16 protein-coding genes are annotated in these 17,113 nt (G+C 67.7%); 8 read left to right on the top strand and 8 right to left on the bottom strand.

Going from position 1 to position 17,113, the window contains the following annotated elements:
• Positions 1-28: 28 nt before the first annotated feature.
• Both ACYVLT_RS10315 and ACYVLT_RS10310 read left to right on the top strand, forming a co-directional pair.
• Positions 29-1,414: a glycine--tRNA ligase gene (locus tag ACYVLT_RS10315; protein WP_461119898.1), complete on the top strand. Its 1,386-nt coding sequence runs from the start codon at positions 29-31 to the stop codon at positions 1,412-1,414.
• Between the two features lie 212 nt (positions 1,415-1,626).
• Positions 1,627-5,529, top strand: coding sequence for an HD domain-containing protein (locus tag ACYVLT_RS10310; protein WP_461119897.1), 3,903 nt, complete (start codon positions 1,627-1,629; stop codon positions 5,527-5,529).
• Positions 5,530-5,531: 2 nt separating this feature from the next.
• Here ACYVLT_RS10310 and ACYVLT_RS10305 read toward each other — a convergent pair whose 3' ends face one another.
• Entirely contained in the window at positions 5,532-6,458 is a 927-nt protein-coding gene (locus tag ACYVLT_RS10305; protein ID WP_461119896.1) for an AraC family transcriptional regulator, read from the bottom strand.
• A gap of 95 nt (positions 6,459-6,553) precedes the next feature.
• On the opposite strand from ACYVLT_RS10305, the gene ACYVLT_RS10300 reads away from it, so the two are divergent.
• Positions 6,554-6,973, top strand: a complete 420-nt coding sequence (locus tag ACYVLT_RS10300) for an anthrone oxygenase family protein (RefSeq protein WP_461119895.1) — start codon at positions 6,554-6,556, stop codon at positions 6,971-6,973.
• 12 nt (positions 6,974-6,985) lie between these two features.
• Here ACYVLT_RS10300 and ACYVLT_RS10295 read toward each other — a convergent pair whose 3' ends face one another.
• Together ACYVLT_RS10295 and ACYVLT_RS10290 are read right to left on the bottom strand one after the other, a co-directional pair.
• Positions 6,986-7,450, bottom strand: coding sequence for a DUF6194 family protein (locus ACYVLT_RS10295; RefSeq protein ID WP_461119894.1), 465 nt, complete (start codon positions 7,448-7,450; stop codon positions 6,986-6,988).
• Positions 7,451-7,454: 4 nt separating this feature from the next.
• Positions 7,455-8,276: a Scr1 family TA system antitoxin-like transcriptional regulator gene (locus tag ACYVLT_RS10290; protein WP_461119893.1), complete on the bottom strand. Its 822-nt coding sequence runs from the start codon at positions 8,274-8,276 to the stop codon at positions 7,455-7,457.
• A gap of 142 nt (positions 8,277-8,418) precedes the next feature.
• Here ACYVLT_RS10290 and ACYVLT_RS10285 point away from each other — a divergent pair, with 142 nt between their 5' ends.
• Positions 8,419-9,642, top strand: coding sequence for a NucA/NucB deoxyribonuclease domain-containing protein (locus tag ACYVLT_RS10285; protein WP_461119892.1), 1,224 nt, complete (start codon positions 8,419-8,421; stop codon positions 9,640-9,642).
• Positions 9,643-9,682: 40 nt separating this feature from the next.
• On the opposite strand, the gene ACYVLT_RS10280 is transcribed toward ACYVLT_RS10285, so the two are convergent.
• From ACYVLT_RS10280 to ACYVLT_RS10260, 5 genes are all read right to left on the bottom strand, one after another.
• On the bottom strand, positions 9,683-10,138 hold the full coding sequence (locus tag ACYVLT_RS10280; RefSeq protein ID WP_461119891.1) for a hypothetical protein: 456 nt from the start codon (positions 10,136-10,138) through the stop codon (positions 9,683-9,685).
• Between the two features lie 204 nt (positions 10,139-10,342).
• Complete coding sequence (locus ACYVLT_RS10275; RefSeq protein ID WP_461119890.1) at positions 10,343-11,209, bottom strand: serine hydrolase; 867 nt, start codon at positions 11,207-11,209, stop codon at positions 10,343-10,345.
• A gap of 16 nt (positions 11,210-11,225) precedes the next feature.
• Positions 11,226-11,402 (bottom strand): hypothetical protein, encoded by a 177-nt coding sequence (locus tag ACYVLT_RS10270; RefSeq protein WP_461119889.1) that lies wholly within the window; start codon positions 11,400-11,402, stop codon positions 11,226-11,228.
• Between the two features lie 21 nt (positions 11,403-11,423).
• A complete protein-coding gene (locus ACYVLT_RS10265) occupies positions 11,424-12,350 on the bottom strand; it encodes a radical SAM protein (RefSeq protein ID WP_461119888.1) in 927 nt (308 codons plus the stop codon).
• A 228-nt stretch (positions 12,351-12,578) separates the two neighbouring features.
• A complete protein-coding gene (locus ACYVLT_RS10260) occupies positions 12,579-13,562 on the bottom strand; it encodes a hypothetical protein (RefSeq protein WP_461119887.1) in 984 nt (327 codons plus the stop codon).
• A 290-nt stretch (positions 13,563-13,852) separates the two neighbouring features.
• On the opposite strand from ACYVLT_RS10260, the gene ACYVLT_RS10255 reads away from it, so the two are divergent.
• Genes ACYVLT_RS10255 through ACYVLT_RS10240 form a run of 4 tightly spaced genes read left to right on the top strand, consistent with a single transcriptional unit; the run spans position 13,853 to position 17,095 of the window.
• Entirely contained in the window at positions 13,853-14,491 is a 639-nt protein-coding gene (locus tag ACYVLT_RS10255) for a YdcF family protein (RefSeq protein WP_360453170.1), read from the top strand.
• A gap of 32 nt (positions 14,492-14,523) precedes the next feature.
• A complete protein-coding gene (locus ACYVLT_RS10250) occupies positions 14,524-15,786 on the top strand; it encodes a deoxyguanosinetriphosphate triphosphohydrolase (RefSeq protein ID WP_461120162.1) in 1,263 nt (420 codons plus the stop codon).
• A 20-nt stretch (positions 15,787-15,806) separates the two neighbouring features.
• Positions 15,807-16,067 (top strand): hypothetical protein, encoded by a 261-nt coding sequence (locus ACYVLT_RS10245; RefSeq protein ID WP_461119886.1) that lies wholly within the window; start codon positions 15,807-15,809, stop codon positions 16,065-16,067.
• Complete coding sequence (locus ACYVLT_RS10240) at positions 16,046-17,095, top strand: serpin family protein (RefSeq protein WP_461119885.1); 1,050 nt, start codon at positions 16,046-16,048, stop codon at positions 17,093-17,095. The genes ACYVLT_RS10245 and ACYVLT_RS10240 overlap by 22 nt, the downstream gene beginning before the upstream one ends.
• Positions 17,096-17,113 lie beyond the last annotated feature (18 nt).

Raw genomic sequence — 17,113 nt, 5'->3', positions numbered from 1 at the left:
CGTTTCTGCATCTCCCGATGGAGTGTCCGTGGCAGCCGATCGCATCGAGACCGTCGTCAGCCTGTGCAAGCGCCGCGGGTTCGTCTACCCGTGCGGCGAGATCTACGGCGGCACCAGGTCGGCCTGGGACTACGGTCCGCTCGGCGTCGAGCTCAAGGACAACATCAAGCGCCAGTGGTGGAACTTCATGGTGCGGGGCCGCGAGGACGTCGTCGGCCTGGACTCGTCGGTGATCCTGCCGCGCGAGGTGTGGATGGCGTCCGGGCACGTCGAGGCGTTCGTCGACCCGCTGATCGAGTGCAACTCGTGCCACAAGCGGTTCCGGCAGGACACGATGGTCGAGGAGTACGCCGAGCGCACCGGCAAGCAGGTCGCCGAGGGTGACGTCACCGACATCCCGTGCCCCAACTGCGGCACCCGCGGCCAGTACACCGAGCCGAAGATGTTCAACGGCCTGCTCAAGACCCACCTCGGCCCGGTCGAGACCGACGAGGGCCTGCACTACCTGCGCCCGGAGACCGCGCAGGGCATCTTCACGAACTTCCTGAACGTGCAGACCACGTCGCGTCGCAAGCCGCCGTTCGGCATCGGCCAGATCGGCAAGAGCTTCCGCAACGAGATCACGCCGGGCAACTTCATCTTCCGGACCCGCGAGTTCGAGCAGATGGAGATGGAGTTCTTCGTCGAGCCGGGCACGGACGAGGAATGGCACCAGTACTGGATCGACGAGCGCAGCCGTTGGTACACCGAACTGGGCATCTCCAAGGAGAACCTGCGGCACTACGAGCACCCCGAGGAAAAGCTGTCGCACTACTCGAAGCGCACCGTCGACATCGAGTACCGGTTCCGGTTCGGTGGTCAGGAGTGGGGTGAGCTGGAAGGCATCGCCAACCGCACCGACTTCGACCTGAACACCCACTCGAACCACTCCGGCGTCGACCTGTCGTACTTCGACCAGGCCACCAACTCGCGCTACCGGCCGTTCGTGATCGAGCCCGCCGCGGGCGTCGGCCGGCCGATGATGGCGTTCCTGCTGGAGGCCTACACCGAGGACGAGGCGCCCAACGCCAAGGGCGGCGTGGACAAGCGGGTCGTGCTGCGGCTGGACCGCCGGCTGGCGCCGGTGAAGGCCGCCGTGCTGCCGCTGTCGCGCAACGCCGACCTGTCGCCGAAGGCCAAGGACCTGGCCAACGCCCTGCGCAGGCACTGGAACATCGAGTTCGACGACGCCGGCGCCATCGGCCGCCGCTACCGCAGGCAGGACGAGATCGGCACGCCGTTCTGCGTGACGGTCGACTTCGACACCCTCACCGACCACGCCGTGACGGTGCGGGAGCGCGACACCATGTCGCAGGAACGGGTGTCGATGGACCAGCTGGAGGGCTACCTCGCCGCTCGCCTGATCGGCGCCTGACCACTCGGACGGTTAGGAGCAGGGGACACCTCGGCGAGGTGTTCCCTGCTTCCGTTCCGGGTGAATAGGGTGCGGCGAACCCGCACTTTTCGTATTTCGACTATTCAATCCGCCGAAATCCCGCCGGATGACGTCCGTTACGACCCGCATGCGTCGAGGGATGGGATGATCGAGGCCCACGGGTGGCCTGATCAGGCGCGGAGGAACGAACAGTGGCCGAGAACGCCGGCGGCAACTCGCTGCACACCACCAGCGCTCGCGGGATCGTCCAGGTGGCAGGGTCCGTTTACGGCGGCATCTCCTTCGGTGACGGCTCGACGCGCTCGTTAGGACCGCCCGAAGGCTGGGAGCGCCTCGTCGCCGACGCGCGGGTCTGGGACCACGTGTCCTCACACCGCGACACGCGCCGCGTGCGGGAGCAGGTCGTGGACGCGGCGACCCGGCTCTCGCGCCTCAGGGACGACTCGGCGCCGGTCCTGCGGGACGACCCGTGGCACGACCGGGACTTCGTGACCAGGTTCGTGGAGCACGTCGACTGGCTGCTCGGTGAGCCGCGGCCCGACGCGTCCCTGGACCTCTTCCCGGCAGAGGCGGCCCTGCTGGTCCTCGTCCCGCTGATCTACCACGTCCACTACCTCCAGACCGCCGCGAAACTGGTGGCGGTGTCCCCGTGGCGGCTGGCCGCCTCCGACGACCGCTCTGCCGACCGAACGGCCTTCGAGCAGTTCGCCGACCAGTACGGCTGGCTCCAGCACCGGGCGCGCCTGCAACCGGCGGCGGAACCCGCGATCGGCTGGTGGGTCTTCCACCGGTGGCTGGTGCACCGCGACTACGCCGACGAGCGGCAGGTGGAGCCACTGTGCGCCGACTTCGGCGACGAGTTGGCGGAGGTGTTCACCAGCCGTCGGGTGAGCGCCCTGCTGCACGGCCTGCGCCGCGGGCCGAGCGTGTGCAGCCCGGAGTACCTGCTCGGCCTGCGCGCCGACGACCTGGTCCGCCGCGCCGGCAACCAGCGCATCAGGGAGCAGCGGCTCGCCCTGCTGCTCGCCCTCGCCTACAACGTCTCCATCGAGATGCACACGATGCCCGACATCGTCGCCGAGCACCTGGGCATCCCCGACCCGGTGGACCTGGGGCAGCTCGGCGAGACGTTGAACCGGGTGTCGTGGACCGGGTCCCACCAAGTGCCCGTGCTCAGCGCGCAGTGCCACCACGCGGCGGTCATCGAAGGGCTGCGCACGCACGTCGCGAGGACCGACGAGGTGCTGCACGCGGTCCACCGGACCGTGCGCGAGCGCATCACGCACCCGATGCCGTCCCTGCCCGCGCGGTTGTCGTCCGATGACGTGCTGCCCGTCGACGCGGCGGTCACCGGCTGGGCGAGCTTCCGCGTCGACGGACCCCGCATCCGCGAGATGCTGATGGGCGAAACGCTCTACAAGGACCGTGACCTCGCGGTGCGCGAGCTCTACCAGAACGCGTTGGACGCCTGCCGGCACCGCAAGGCCCGCGCCGAGTACCTGAACCGGACCCGGGTCGAGCAGGTGTCGTTCGACGGCCGCATCGAGATCGTGCAGGACGTCGACGACGACGGCCGGGAGTACGTGGAGTGCCGGGAGAACGGGATCGGCATGGGTGACGCCGAACTGCGCGGCGTGTTCTCCAAGGCCGGCGCCCGGTTCGCCGAACAGCCGGACTTCAAGCAGGAGCAGGCGGCGTGGCGGCGCCTCGACCCGCCGGTCGAGTTCTACCCGAACAGCCGGTTCGGCATCGGTGTCCTGAGCTACTTCATGCTCGCCGACGAGATCCGCGTGACGACGTGTCGAATGGGCCTCGACGGCACTTTGGGCCCGGTGCTGAACGTGACCATGTTCGGACCGGAACACCTCTTCAGGATCACCGAGACGGCGAAGCGCGGTGATCGACCTGGAACGGTGGTCCGGCTCTACCTCAAGGATCGCGAGCCGGGCTGGTCGGCGCCTGCCGTGCTCGAACGGCTCCTCGGCATCGCCGAGTTCACCACTGTCGCCCAGCACGGCGACCGCCGCTCGGAGTGGGCTCCTGAAGAGGTCAAGCTCCGTGAACGTCCTTCGGAAGAAGGTTTCGGCTACAACGCTCATGGAACCTTGGTCGAGTGGTCCGGCGCGCCGAAGGGTGTGTCGGTTGCCTGGTGTGCACAGGGTGGAGCACTGCTGGTGGATGGTCTCGTCGTCCAACCCGCCATCCGTTCCGGCGTCATGACGGAGTTGGGATCGCGGACGGTCTCAGTGGCGGGGCTGGTCGGTGCAGTCGTGAATCTGACTGGGGAGTACTCGCCAGAACGGTTGTCCGCGGATCGCCGCGAAGTCCTCAGCGACGTGTCCGAGGTGGTCGAAGACCTGTTGCGCGAGGCCGCCGATGTGGTGCTGGCGAACGACCGATCGCTGTTGTCCGTGGAGTGGCTCTCTTACGTCTCCCGGAACAACGGCCGTCTCGGTGATGTGGTGACCGAGATGGCGGTGCGACATGACCTGACGCTGTTGTGCGGGCGGAAGCCCGTCCACATCGGCAGCACGGGTTTCGTGAACGCGGACATCGGCCTCGCTGGTTTGCAGCCAGAGTGGCACAAAATAATGAACGGTTATCACACCCTGACGGATGCCGAGTCCGGCGAGCACGTGCCTGACAACCTGCTGCTCTGGCGGCTGCTCGCCCACCCGTCGAACCGACAACTGTCCGACCTGGTCCGGTTGCACCCGGACCTGGCGCACTTCGGCGCCGTCCGACCTGCACTGCCGTCGCGCCAGTCCGTGCTGACGGCCGTGAAACCGCCGAGCTGGCAGAGTCCAGGGGGCAAGCTCAAGGTCGACGATCTGGTCAAGGCCGCAGCCGACGCGCGGTTGTCCATGGCCGGCCTCTTCCGCGAGTTGGGCAGCTTCGGCGTCGACTGCGTCGAGGTGTCCGAGGTGGATGACGTACCGGTGTCCGCTGCTGCACTTCATGCTCTGTGCGATGAGTCCGGTGACCTGTTGAAGGTAGGGGGAGCTGTCACGGTCACCGGTCTGGTTGGTGCGGCGCGGCGCGGCCGGAGAAGCGTGGAAGAAATCGTCCAACTGTGGCGCAAGTGTGGCGTGGACGTTCCCGATCGAGTCTTCGCCGCGGCGACCGAGGCGTACCGAAGCGGTCAGTTGACCAAGCTGGTCATCTATCGGGATTACGTGCGCTTCTGGGAGCCCGGCGAAGAGATCCCACCGGGTTACTTGGTTCGGCTGAGCATCGATCTCGATGAAGACGTGCCGACCATCTGCTCCAGGTTGGCCTCCTGGGGCTATGTGGTCGATGCCACCGGTATCCCGCAACGCCCGACGGAAGACTTGGCTGTCATGATGAGCGTCTACCGGACCGGTCAGGGGCCTTGGTTGACGCGGGCGGAAACGGTGCCGCCAGCCTGTGTGATGCTCCTCGCTGTGGATTCGCAACTTGACCTCGGCGAGGTGGTCACGCGGTTCTCCGCACTGGGGTTCACCGTCGCAGCTTTCCCCACCGACGCATCTCCGGATGACCTCGACGTCCTGTTGGATGCGACTGGCGAACAGTTGAGCCCGAGCAGGTCCGTAGAGTACTCGCACCTCTTTTCGTTCCGTGTAAACGAACTCAGGGGAGTTGTCGGCCGCTTGGTCGCGTACGGCTTCCACGTACCGTTCCGCCTCCCGGCCAAGTTCGATTCACTGGATGACTCGCTCTTCGCGGAAGATGGACCTGTCGATTGGTTCTTCGGGTCGACCGGACGCGAAGTCCCGTTCGCCAAGGTCATTTTGGCCGCGAGCAGGTTGAACATGGCTCCGGGCGTGATCGTCAACCGGCTCGTGGCACGTGGTGTCGCGGTTTCTGCCAGGAGCCTTCCGCCAGGCCTCTCGTTCTCGTACGCCCTGCGGTTGATCGACTTCTTTCTTGAGGACGGCGAAGTTCACGACTTCGACCGGGAGACTGATCTCGGTACCCTCCTCAGGATGTCGCGCGAGGTGCAAGCCCCGATTCCCCAAGTGATCACCTGGCTGCGTCGGCTCGGCGTGCCTACTCCCGACGTCGTTGAGTTGATCAAGGCCGCGGCCGCCGGGGTGCCGCGAGCGACGTAGCGTCAGGCGCCGGCGCGGTGTTCGGACGGGCTCACGCCGCGTTCCCGCTTGAACGCCGTGCTGAGCGCGAACGCCGTGCTGTAGCCGACCTGGTGGGCCACGGCGGCCACCGTGGCGGTCGGTTCGCGCAGCAGGTCCGCGGCCAGGGTGAGGCGCCAGGTCGTCAGGTAGGCCATCGGCGGTTCGCCGACCAGTTCGGTGAACCGCCGGGCCAGCGCCGCCCTCGACACGCCGACCGCACCGGCCAGCGCACCCACCGTCCACGGCCGGGCCGGGTCGCCGTGCAGCAGGCGCAGCGCCCGCCCCACCACGGGGTCGGCGTGCGCCGAGTACCAGGTCGGCGCCTGCGCCTCCGGCCGGCAGAACCACGACCGCAGCACGGAGATCAGCAGCAGGTCGAGCAGGCGGTCCAGCACGGCCTCCTGGCCCGGTTCGTCACGGGCGATCTCGTCCGCCAGCAGCGGCACCAGCGGCAGTTCGGCGCGCGGCACCACGAGGAACGGCGGGAGCACGGACAGCAGCCGTCGGCTCACCTCGCCGTCCAACTGGTAGGTGCCGCTGAGCATCACCACGGACCCGTCGGGGTTCGCGCCCCACGTGCGCACGCCCAGCCCCCACTGCTCGCACAGCTCCGACCCGTCCGGCGTGGTGCTGATCTCGCCCGGGTGGATCACCGCCTGCACGGGCGTCGCCGGGTCGTCGGCCAACGTGTACGGGTCGGGCCCGCGCAGCACCGCCACGTCACCGGCGTGCAGCGGCACGGGGTCGCCGTCGTGCGGCAGGAGCCACCCGTCGCCGCGCACCAACGCCACCGCGGTCAACGGCGCGCGGTCCTCGATCCGCAGCGACCACGGCGGGTCCAGGACGGTGCGCATGAGGAACGCGCCACGGGCACGCGGCCCGTCCAACAACCCGGCAAGAGCGTCCACGGGCACCAGCCTAGAGACGCTCGCGTATGCGTTCGAGCCGCTGAGCAATGGAAAGTCCAGGACCGGTCGACTTGACTGGGCTCATGTTCCCCACGGTGACGATCCTCGCGGCCCTCGGCTGCGGGATGATGGCTGGAGTCTTCTTCGCGTTCTCCGCGATGGTCATGCCCGGTCTGCGGCGGGCCGAGCCGGCGGTGGGCGTGGCCGCCATGCGTGCGATCAACCTCGCCGTGGTGAACCCCGCGTTCATCGGCCTCTTCCTCGGCACGGCGGTCGCCGGCGTGGTCGCGGCGTTCGAGGGCGACCCGTGGGCGTGGGCGGGTGCGGCGCTCTACGTCGTGGGCGGGATCGTGCTCACGGCCGCCTTCCACATCCCCCGCAACAACGAGCTCGAACGGCTGGGCACCACCGAGTACTGGACCCGCTACCTCCGCGAGTGGGTGCCCGCGAACCACCTGCGCGCGCTGCTGTCCCTGGCCGCCGCCGCGTCGTTCACCCTCGCCGCCCTCAACTAGCTCGATGGGACTTCACGCCCGGGCCCGCCGGGCGTGGTTGGCGTGCTTGCGGGCCGCGAACCCGTGCGCCTCGGTGAGCAGGGACCGGACGACGTCGAGCGTCGCCTCGATGGGCGACACCACGCAGACCCAGTGCTGGGACGCGTAAACCGGGTGCGGCATCACCACGTCCGGTCGCGCGTGGTCGAACCCGGTGTCGAACACGCCGGCCTCGTCGCGCTCGGTCGGCACGGCGCCGAACATCGCGGTGTACGTCGCCTTGGTCAGGCCGATGTTCAGCCGGAACACCCCGGGCCTGCTCAGCCCGGACACCCGGTCGTAGTTGTCGTCGGTCACGAGCGTGGCGAACGGCATCTGCCGCTCCGGCGGCAGATCACCGTCCGGGTCGTAGAGGAAGAACGTGTCACCGGAGGCCTCCATCGTGCGGACCCCGGCGAAGGTCGAGCTGATGTGGTCGCGCAATTCGTCGGCATTCACACCTTCAAGCGTATCTTTGAACTCCTTTGTGAGACTTTTCCTGAGGACGTCGTTGAAACCTGCCGGTCAGCTCGCCGGTACTCGACCAAAGTCTCAACCCGGACCGGAAGTGCCCCGCAGGAGTGGCGAGGACTTGGTCGAGTGCGCCGGACTTGATCGCGTCGAGCCAGGCGCGGGTGACGGTGATCGTGCCCGCGTCAGGGTTCTTGCTGTCCCGAACGGCGTACCGCTCGCCCTGCATCGCGACCTCGACGCAGTCACCACCACCGGTGCCGCCGTCGCCCGAGTAGCTGCTCTTGCGCCGGTTGGTCATGCCACATCCCTTGCCGCGTCCGGTTAGGCATAAGTCTTCACCGCCTCCCTGATGCGTCCAGGGAGGCGGCTGGTGACAGCGCCCGACCGGTATCGACTTCGGCAGCAGCTGGACGGTGATGTGGTCGTCCTGCGTGGTGTCGAGCAGGCGTTGGAGTTGGTTGCGCATCACCACGTTCGAACCGACCGGCCGTTCCGGGATCGCTTCTTCGAGGATCACGTGGAACCGCAACGGATTCGGGCGGGTGAGCACCTGCTGTCGAGCCAATCGAGCGAGGACACGACGCTCCACGACGTCATGCGCCATCGGGCCGCGATTGATCAATGCGCATTCGGGTGGAATATATTCAGTGTTGTCGGGCTTATCGGGCGCTGGTAGTTTCGCAAATGTGCTGGGGAGGCACATCTCGGGGCGGGGGGTCCTGTAGGTTTCAATGCGCTCATGCGCGGGGGATTTTTCGTTCGCGGCCTCTCGGGCTGTTTTTTCCACACCGACGAAGGCGAGCGATGACAACACATTTCATGCGATCGGGGCGCGCGCGGATGCGGTTCTGGTCACGGCGCTGATCGCATCCGGAATAGTGGCGGGTGGAGTTCTGCCCGCATCGGCGAATCCGGATGCGATTCCGTCCGACCTGTTGTCCGAAGGTACCGTGGTGTCCTCGGAGTTGCGGTTCTTCCCGGCCAACGAGGCCGGGGCGACCGGTGACACGGGTGCCCGTTCCGTGGTGCGGCCCAGCCTGGAGCAGTTGCGGCAGGAGGACCGCGACGCCACGGCGACCTACCAATCGGACTACGGTCCGCCGGAGGTCACCGCGCAGGACTGGTCCCCACCGCCGTTCGAGTACGACTACATCACCAGCCCCTACGAGTGCCAAGAGCACGCGGACCAGGCCGGCTCGGCTGATGGCTGGATCAAGAACCACTACGCGTTCTGCCGCATCATGAAGGGCGAGAAGGGCGACCGCGTGTGCGTCGGCGGCATGTGCTTCGTCGTGACGTCGACCTTCCGCGTCACGATCCTGGGGTTCGGGTCCGAACGCGACCGGGCCGTCCGGTTCGTCACCTTCGTGGACCAGATCGTGTCGAACACCCCGGCGCTCAAGGAAGCCACCTTCCTCAAGTTGGACTTGGAGTGCACGCCGCTGGTCAACGGCGATGAATGCACCGAGGACTCGCAGAACCCCGCGGAGGCGGAGAAGTCGCTGGCGCAGTGGGAGCGTGTGCCGGCCTACTCCACGCGTTTCACGTCAACGGCTCCCGTGCTGACGCCCGAGAACCCGAACCGCCTCGGTTACATGGACTTCTGGTCGCGTGCCACCGCCAGGGTGGTGGGGTTGCCGGGCTCCAAGCCCCAGTCGCAGGACAGCCCGCCGCAGAAGGTCCGGTACGACACCGTCAACTACCTGAACCTCAACGGTCACAACGGTGCGATCTTCAGTCGGGTCAAGGCCGTCATCCACTTCCCGGTGAGTCGTCCCGAGTTCGCGGCGATGACGGAGTCGGCGGCGCACTACCGACTCGCGATGCAGTCGCCGCAGTTGACCATCCCGCGCATCGACGGCAAGACGATCCGCGGTGCCGTGGAGGGTGAGGCCCTCACCAGGTGGTACTTCAACAACACGAACCAGAACCGCACGGAGGCGGTGAAGGCGTGCGTCGCCGAGTGGGGCGCCGGTTACGCCGAGGGCGGCAGGTACCAGTGCGACGAATACCCGTTCAACGCCACGCACCAGGGCGCGGCCCGGGGTGACGGGCGGTTCTCGGTCGCCCGCGTCCCCGGCCCCGACAACGAGGCCGCCGGCAGGTGGCTGGGCGCCTGGTACTCCTACGACCGCATCCTGGACAGCGACGCGTTCCACGTCAACGCGACACCGTGACGGTGGGCGGGACGGGCGGTCACCCCGTCCGTCCCGCTCCTCACCGGGGCCAGAACTGCATCACCCAGTGCTCGACGACCTCCCCGGTGTACGGCATGAACCCCGCTTCGAGAGCGGCCGCCCGACCTCGGCAGCACACGCGCATCGCGTACACACCGGGAGCACCGACCCGCAGGGTCTCCTCCGACACGCCTGCCGTCACGGCGGCCAGTCGCAGCAGTCCCGAGGTCAAGGTGATCTCGTCCTCCCACACCGCGTCCCAAGTCCCATCCGGTGGCTCCGGCGGCCCGTCCCAGGACTCCAGTCGCACGCCCGCCCGGTGCATGGCCCCGCCGCTGCGGAAGATCGCGCCGTTCTTGCCGGTCAACATCGTCTTCGGCGAGCCCAACGCGGCCCACCCCGGCTCGCCCGGCTCCACCCGGTCGTCATCGATGAGGCCGAACACGTTCCACTCGACGTCCGCGTGGTCGTCCAACGCGGTCGACAACGTCGCCACCGTCGCCCCCTTGATGCCTGCGTTGTGCGGTTGATGCCTGCGTGCGGTGTGCCTACCAGGATGCCCACCCGTATAGCGACGCGGCACCGACGCGCCCACCTCGGATCGACGCGTCCCCGTTCCGGCTACTCGGCGCCCAGCACGCGTTCGCGTCGAGGCTCGACGCGCACTTCCGGGCCTTGATGCGCCCTGAGGCGCGTTGCTTCAGCCGGCTGCCGTGAGCATGACGAGCAGGGCCGAGGTGACGGCGGTCAGGCGGTCCTTCGCGGTCTGCTCGGCGACACCCGTCTGGATGGACAGGACGGCGACGGCGTAGTGGTTGGCGACGACGCCGGCGCTGTGCAGGTAGAAGTCCGCCGGCAGGTACCACATCCAGCCCTGCTTGGCGTAGGCGTCGATGGGGGCGCCCGGGGCGAGCAGGCCGTAAGCCTGGTCGAAGCCGTCGGCGGCGGTGGGGGAGGCGGCGGACAGGGCGGTGACGATGAAGTCCCGGTCGGCGGCCGGCAGGGCGGTCACGATGTACCGGTAGAGCCGCACCACGTCGTTCGCCGACATCTCGACGTCGCCCCACTGGGAAGCGTCCGCCGGGGCGCTGGTGGCGGTCAGGCCCGCCTGCGCGGCGACGCGGTCGATCGCGCCCACGCCGTCGTGCAAGGTCCACAGCGCGTTCATGGCGTTGTCGTCGCTCAGGCTGAGGGCGCGTTTCAGACGATCGAGGTCGGCCGACGGGACCTCGCCGGACGTCAGCATGTCCACGGCCACCAAAAGCTTGCTCAACGACGCCGAGCGGAACGGGGTGTCGGCGGCGTGACCGGCCACCGCGCCGGTGTCGAGGTCGAGCACGGCCAACCCGAGGTCGATGCCGGCCGCGGCCTCGACCGCCCGCGCCACCGCCGCCGAGAGGTCCGGGGCAGGTGCCTCGGCGGTGCGTGGCGCGGCCGGACGCGGGGTCTCCGCCGAGGTGGTCGCGGGCGGTGATGCCTGTGCGGTGCACTCCGGTTGCCGTGGGTACACCACCGCGGCCATGCCGGCGATCAGCGCGACCACGACCACCCACCAGCGTCTTCCCACACCTCAACGGTCCGTTTCACAACCGCCTGATGTCGAGCGATTCCTCCTGTGCGGTTGCTGAAGACTCGTCGCGGGTCACGACGTACGCGCCGCCCGTCGACCGCTCGGACACCGCCTCCACCAGTTCCGTGCCGCGGTAGACGAGCCCCGCGCCGTCGTCGGTGCAGTGCGTCACCGGCAGCGCGCCCGCCAATGTTAGTGTTCAGAATAATGCCTATGAACCTCGGCATTCACAGCCACGAATAGTCGACAACAACCGACTTTGGTCATCTTCGCGGAGATCGCGGGCGAGCGCCTGACACTGTTGCTCGATGCTGTGAGCGTCGAACCTGGTGTACGCGCTTGTCGACTGATTGCAGAATTTGACCTCACCAATAGGTGAGACGGTGATCCTGTTCACCTGTTGGCTGGGATGGCTGCGACGGAGCGCGAGGTGACCGCTTTTCGCGTCCCGTTCGACGACTTCTCCCGTGCCGAAGACGACTTCCGCGTTTAGCGGAGGAGTATACGAGTTCAACGCGCTTGAAACTCGCGTGTCGAACTCGTCGGTCGACAGGGATAAGCGGTGCTCATGAGTCAATCCTTGACCTGCCGGGTGGAATCTGTTGACGATCACCCGGTCAGCCGAGATCAGATCCGCCAGTCGCAGAACATGCTGCAGATGGTCGATATTCACTGCGGTCAGGACGGTCACCAACGTGGTGCCAAGGCCCAACTCCTTGGAGATCGCCAGCGCTTTGATCGCGCTGTCCCAGGACTTCGCTCCCGCGAGCTCGTCGTGTAGTGCTGGGAAATGCGAAAGGACGGGGACCTGTATCGCCTTCAGTCCTTGGTCCGCGAGCGAGGAAAGCCGCTTCCTTGTCACCGCTCGGCCGTTGGTGGTCAACACCGTGGGGATCTCGCGCCGACTGATGAACTCAACTAATTCCGCGAGTTGCCGGTAGAGTAGGGGTTCGCCGCCAGAGAGTGCCACGTACTCGAGTTCTATCGTGCGAGCAAGTGTGTCGATTGCAGTCTTCAGCGATGACAAGGGCATGGTGGCAGGAGCGGAATCTGGATCCGGTCGCCACGGATTGTAGCAGAACTGACAATTGAGATTGCATCGGGTGTCGAGCTCCAGCCACAAGGAAAGGGGTGCCACTCTGCTACCCGCGGCAATTGTCTGCAGCTGGCACTCGGGGGCTGCCCGCAATCGGCAGCTTGGACCTCCATTCAGTCAATTGCGGAGAGTCGGGAATTATATAACTAGTCGCGCTGACTGACTCGTCGGTGCTGGCGTCTACGAGTTCGCGGAGTAGTCCTGGGACCATTTCGGCGCCCTCGCGCTCAATCGGCTTGTTCATCATTTCCTCTTTTCGGTTGTCAGCGATCAAGTAGTGCCTCGCTTGTCCAGCCAGGTCATACGAAATCCTTGAAAAGGGAGAATAGCGTGGTCGACTCGGTATTCAACGGTGTTGCCATCGGCCGTCGGGTCGACCCTGCCCTGCATCAGGTGCTCGACGTGGAAGCTGATCGGGTACTTATTGGTTATCCGGAGGGTCAGGCTGGTCGACGGAATCCACGAGGTGTATAGGTCGTTGTCTCGCGCCTGATAATCCACATCCACGATGAATTCGATGTCCGTCTCCGAGCCAGCACCGAACAGTCGAGGCACCCGCATGCCGCGCTCGGTCATTATCTCAGGATCGGTGAGATCTATGTCTTTCCCTGCGACTGTCACTTTGACGGGGCGAATGGTGCGCAGGCCCGGAGCGACCCCTGGCGCCAGTTCTCGAGCGCTCTTCGTGCGGTTCACCAGCACATACGAGAGCTTCATTCGCATGGTCAGCGTATTCTGCTCGACCTTGAGGACTTCCAAGTCGTAGACCTGGTTCTTTCGATAGAACGGGAGCTCGACCACTTCGGTGCGGATCGCGTCCCTTATCTCCCTCGGGTAGGGTCCGCCGAACTGCTCCTCCTGTACCCGGTAACTCAGTAGAAGATATGCCACTGGAATCATGATGGCGACGGCTAGGTACAGGGTGACGCTCAGGCGATTCGCCTGCAGCCAAGGCGGAATTTCGATCGCAACGGACTTCAGGACGAGCAGCGGCGCCACGATCAGTATCAAGATTAGTGGCGTCGATATGAGGACCGCGCGAGGGAAATTCCCGGACACTTGTCTGCGGAATACGTAGACTATACAGAAAGCGGATATCGTGACGAGGATCCACAGGCCGATGTTCACGTATTTTTCGAGGCCGAGGATGCTGACTACCGCTGCTGATAGAATCGAGAGATGTGTCCACTGGATGCCGAACTCGTCCAGGACTTGCTTGAGGAAGCCGTCCGGAATCAGGGTCGGCGTGGCCATGTTGCGACCTCTTTTCGGCAATGTGACTCGGCACTGCACATTAGCGGTGAACCGTCTGGGCGGGCAAGATGGTTAACTCGAATGACTTAGTACTGATTGTGCAGTTAGTCGGTCGTATGTGCGATCTTGAGCGTGGACGCATGCTCCTCCGCCGGTCCTCGTCACTAGACCGAATCGACCATCGCTGGCCCTGTACCCGATCCGCCAGCCACTGGGGCAAGGAGCAAGTGGCTGCATGCCCGCGATCCTGGCAGCGCCCACGCCCGAGCGGGTGTGGAATCATCCTCGGTGTGACGTTCCTGCCGAGACTCCGCAGGCTGGTGACCCGCGCCGTCCTCGGCGGCCTCGTGATCGGGATCCTCGTGGTCGGCGGCACGGCCTTCCGCGTGTGGCAGGTGGCCCGCGAGGACGACCGCACGCACGCCGACATGGCCGTGGTCCTGGGCGCGGCCCAGTTCAACGGCGTGCCGTCGGACGTGCTGGAGGCACGGCTGGAGCACGCCCGACGGCTGTACGAGCAGGGCGTGGTCGGCTACATCGCCACCACCGGCGGCAGGCAGCCCGGCGACAACTTCACCGAGGGGCAGGCCGGCCGGATCTGGTTGGAGGAGCACGACGTGCCCGCCGACCGGATCCTCGAAGTCGGCGAGGGCACCGACACGCTGGGCAGCATCCGGGCGCTCGCCGCCGCGGCCAAGGCCAAGTCCCTGACCACCGCCGTGATCGTCAGCGACCCGTGGCACTCCCTGCGGGCGCGCACCATGGCCGAGGACGAGGGCCTGTCCGCCTGGACGTCCCCGACGCGCAGCGGGCCGAACGTGCAGACCCGCGAGACCCAGCTGTTCTTCATCCGCCGCGAGACCGGCGCGCTGCTCTACTACCACCTGACGAGGGCGCCCGCGGGCGCGTTCGACGGCATCCTGCTGTAGTGCCCTTACCCTGGGCGGATGAGGCCGGGCACATGATCCAGGGCTACACCGGGCACGACTCCGCGCGGCTGCTCCCCGAGCGGCCCAAGGTGGCGGTGCTGCCCGGAGCGCGCACCGAGCGCCGCTCGCCGTTCTCCCGGGACCGGGCCAGGGTGCTGCACTCCGCGGCGCTGCGCAGGCTCGCGGGCAAGACCCAGGTCGTCGGTCCCGGTGAGGGCGCGGAGGTGACCGGTGTGCCGCGCACCCGGCTCACCCACTCGCTGGAGGTCGCCCAGATCGGCCGCGGCATCGGCGAGGAGCTGGGGTGCGACCCGGACGTGGTCGACACCGCGGGCCTCGCCCACGACATCGGGCACCCGCCGTTCGGGCACAACGGGGAACGCGCGCTGGACGAGCTGGCCGGGCCGTGCGGCGGCTTCGAGGGCAACGCCCAGACCCTGCGCATCCTGACCCGGCTGGAACCCAAGACCGCCAAGGGCCTCAACCTGACCCGCGCGTGCCTCGACGCGGCGACCAAGTACCCGTGGACCCGACGTCCCGGGATGGTGAAGTTCGGCGCCTACGACGACGACCTCGCCGTGTTCACCTGGGTGCGTGAAGGCGCGCCGGACCGGCGGCGCTGCCTGGAAGCGCAGGTCATGGACTGGGCCGACGACGTCGCCTACTCCGTGCACGACGTGGAGGACGGCGTGCTCGCGCACCGGATCAGCCTGTCCGCCCTCGGCGACCCGGCGGAGCGCGCCGCCATCGCGGGCCTGGCCGCCAAGCACTTCTCCGACGAGCCGGTGTCCGTGCTGGAGGCCACCGCGACCGGGCTGCTCGGCCTGCCCGTCATCGCCGAACTGGCCGAGTACGACGGCTCGCTGCGCGCCCAGGTCGCGTTGAAGCGGCTCACCAGCGAGCTCGTCGGCCGGTTCGCCTCGGCCGCGGTCGGCGCGACCCGCGAGGTGCATGGCGACGGTCCGCTGAGCCGCTACCGGGCCGACCTGGTCGTGCCGCCCCGGGTCGCGGCCGAGGTGGCGCTGCTCAAGGCGGTCGCGGTGCGGTACGTGATGAGCGACCCGTCCCGGCTGGCCATGCAGGCGCGGCAGCGCGAACTGGTCGCCGAACTGGTCCACCTCCTGCTGATGCGCGCCCCGGACACGCTCGACCCCGCGTTCCACCCCGCGTGGGCCGCCGCCGGCACGGACGCCGAACGGCTGCGCGTCGTGGTCGACCAGGTCGCCTCGCTCACCGACGCCCAGGCCGTGGCGTGGCGGCGGGCGCTGGCGAACGGCAGCCCCGAACCCCTGTGACCGGTGGCACACTCGACGTCATGGCCGATGAGCAGACCAGACCGCCAGGCCGTCCGTGGCCGTGGCGCCGACCGAGCCGCGACCCGGTGCACGTCGGTGGTGAACTGCCGTACGACGGGCGCCCCGGCGGGTGGGACGACGACCCCGACGACGGTTCCGCCGGGGTGCGCGAGCCGCGCCATCCCAGGCCGTTCGGACCCACGAGCGGCGCGGGCGAACGTCCGATCCCGGACGACCCGATAGTGGTTGAGGAGACCTCGTGCCTGATCGAGCGCACCTGACGTTCGCCCTTGCGCTGCACGACGCCATCGCGCCCGACCGCACGCGCAACGCCTGCTGGTCGCCGTACTCGGTGGCGAGCGCGCTCGGCATGACCGCGCAGGCGGCGCGGGGCGAGACGGAGGCGGAGCTGGTGGCGCTGCTCGGCGCGGACCACGCGAAGGTGCTCAAGGGCGCGGTGGTCGGGGACGACGCCGAGTTCGCCGTGGCCAACACCCTGTGGGCGTGGCAGGGGCTGCCGCTGAACGAGGGGTTCCTCACCGACCTCGCCGGGTGGCCCGGCGCCAAGGCCCGTTCCGCGCCGTTCGCCGAGGACCCCGAGGGCGCGCGCGAGCTCATCAACGCCGACGTGGCCGAGACCACGCACCAGCTGATCCCCGAGCTGCTCGACGCGGGCTCGATCACGTCGGACACGGTCGCGACCCTGGTCAACGCGCTGTACCTGAAGTGCGCGTGGCGCGAGGAGTTCCCCGAGCACGACACCGCCGAGCTGCCGTTCCGCGGCGCCGGGGACGTCGCGACCATGCGCCGTGAAGGCTCCATGCGGTACGCCCGGCGTGACGGGTGGGAGGCCGTGGCGTTGTCCGCGCGCGGCCAGGTCGAGGCGGTCGTGCTGCTGCCCGACGGCGACCTCGGCGGCACGGAGGGCGTGCCCGGGGTGCTGGAGGCGTTGGACCACGACCGGGTCGAGCTGTTCCTGCCCAAGCTGGACCTGTCCGTGAACGTCTCGCTCGCCGAGGCGTTGCAGCAGGTGGGCGTGCGCACGATGTTCGACCGCGCGGCCGCCGACCTGACCGGCCTGAGCCCCGACCCCCGGCTCTACGTGGACGACGTGGTGCACGAGGCCGTGCTGCGGCTGGACGAGCAGGGCTTCGAGGGCGCCGCCGCGACCGCCGTGGTGATGCGGATGACGTCGTTCATCCCGGCCGACCCCGCCCGCACCGTCCGCGTCGACCGGCCCTACCTGCTGCTGGTCCGGCACTCCGACACGGGCGCGATCTTCTTCCTCGCCCAGGTCGCCAAGCCGTGAGTTGATGTCCCGGGGACT

The organism is Saccharothrix stipae, assembly GCF_054781895.1.
The sequence above is the reverse complement of the archived record's forward strand: the minus strand, read 5'-3'. Positions and strand labels throughout refer to the sequence as shown.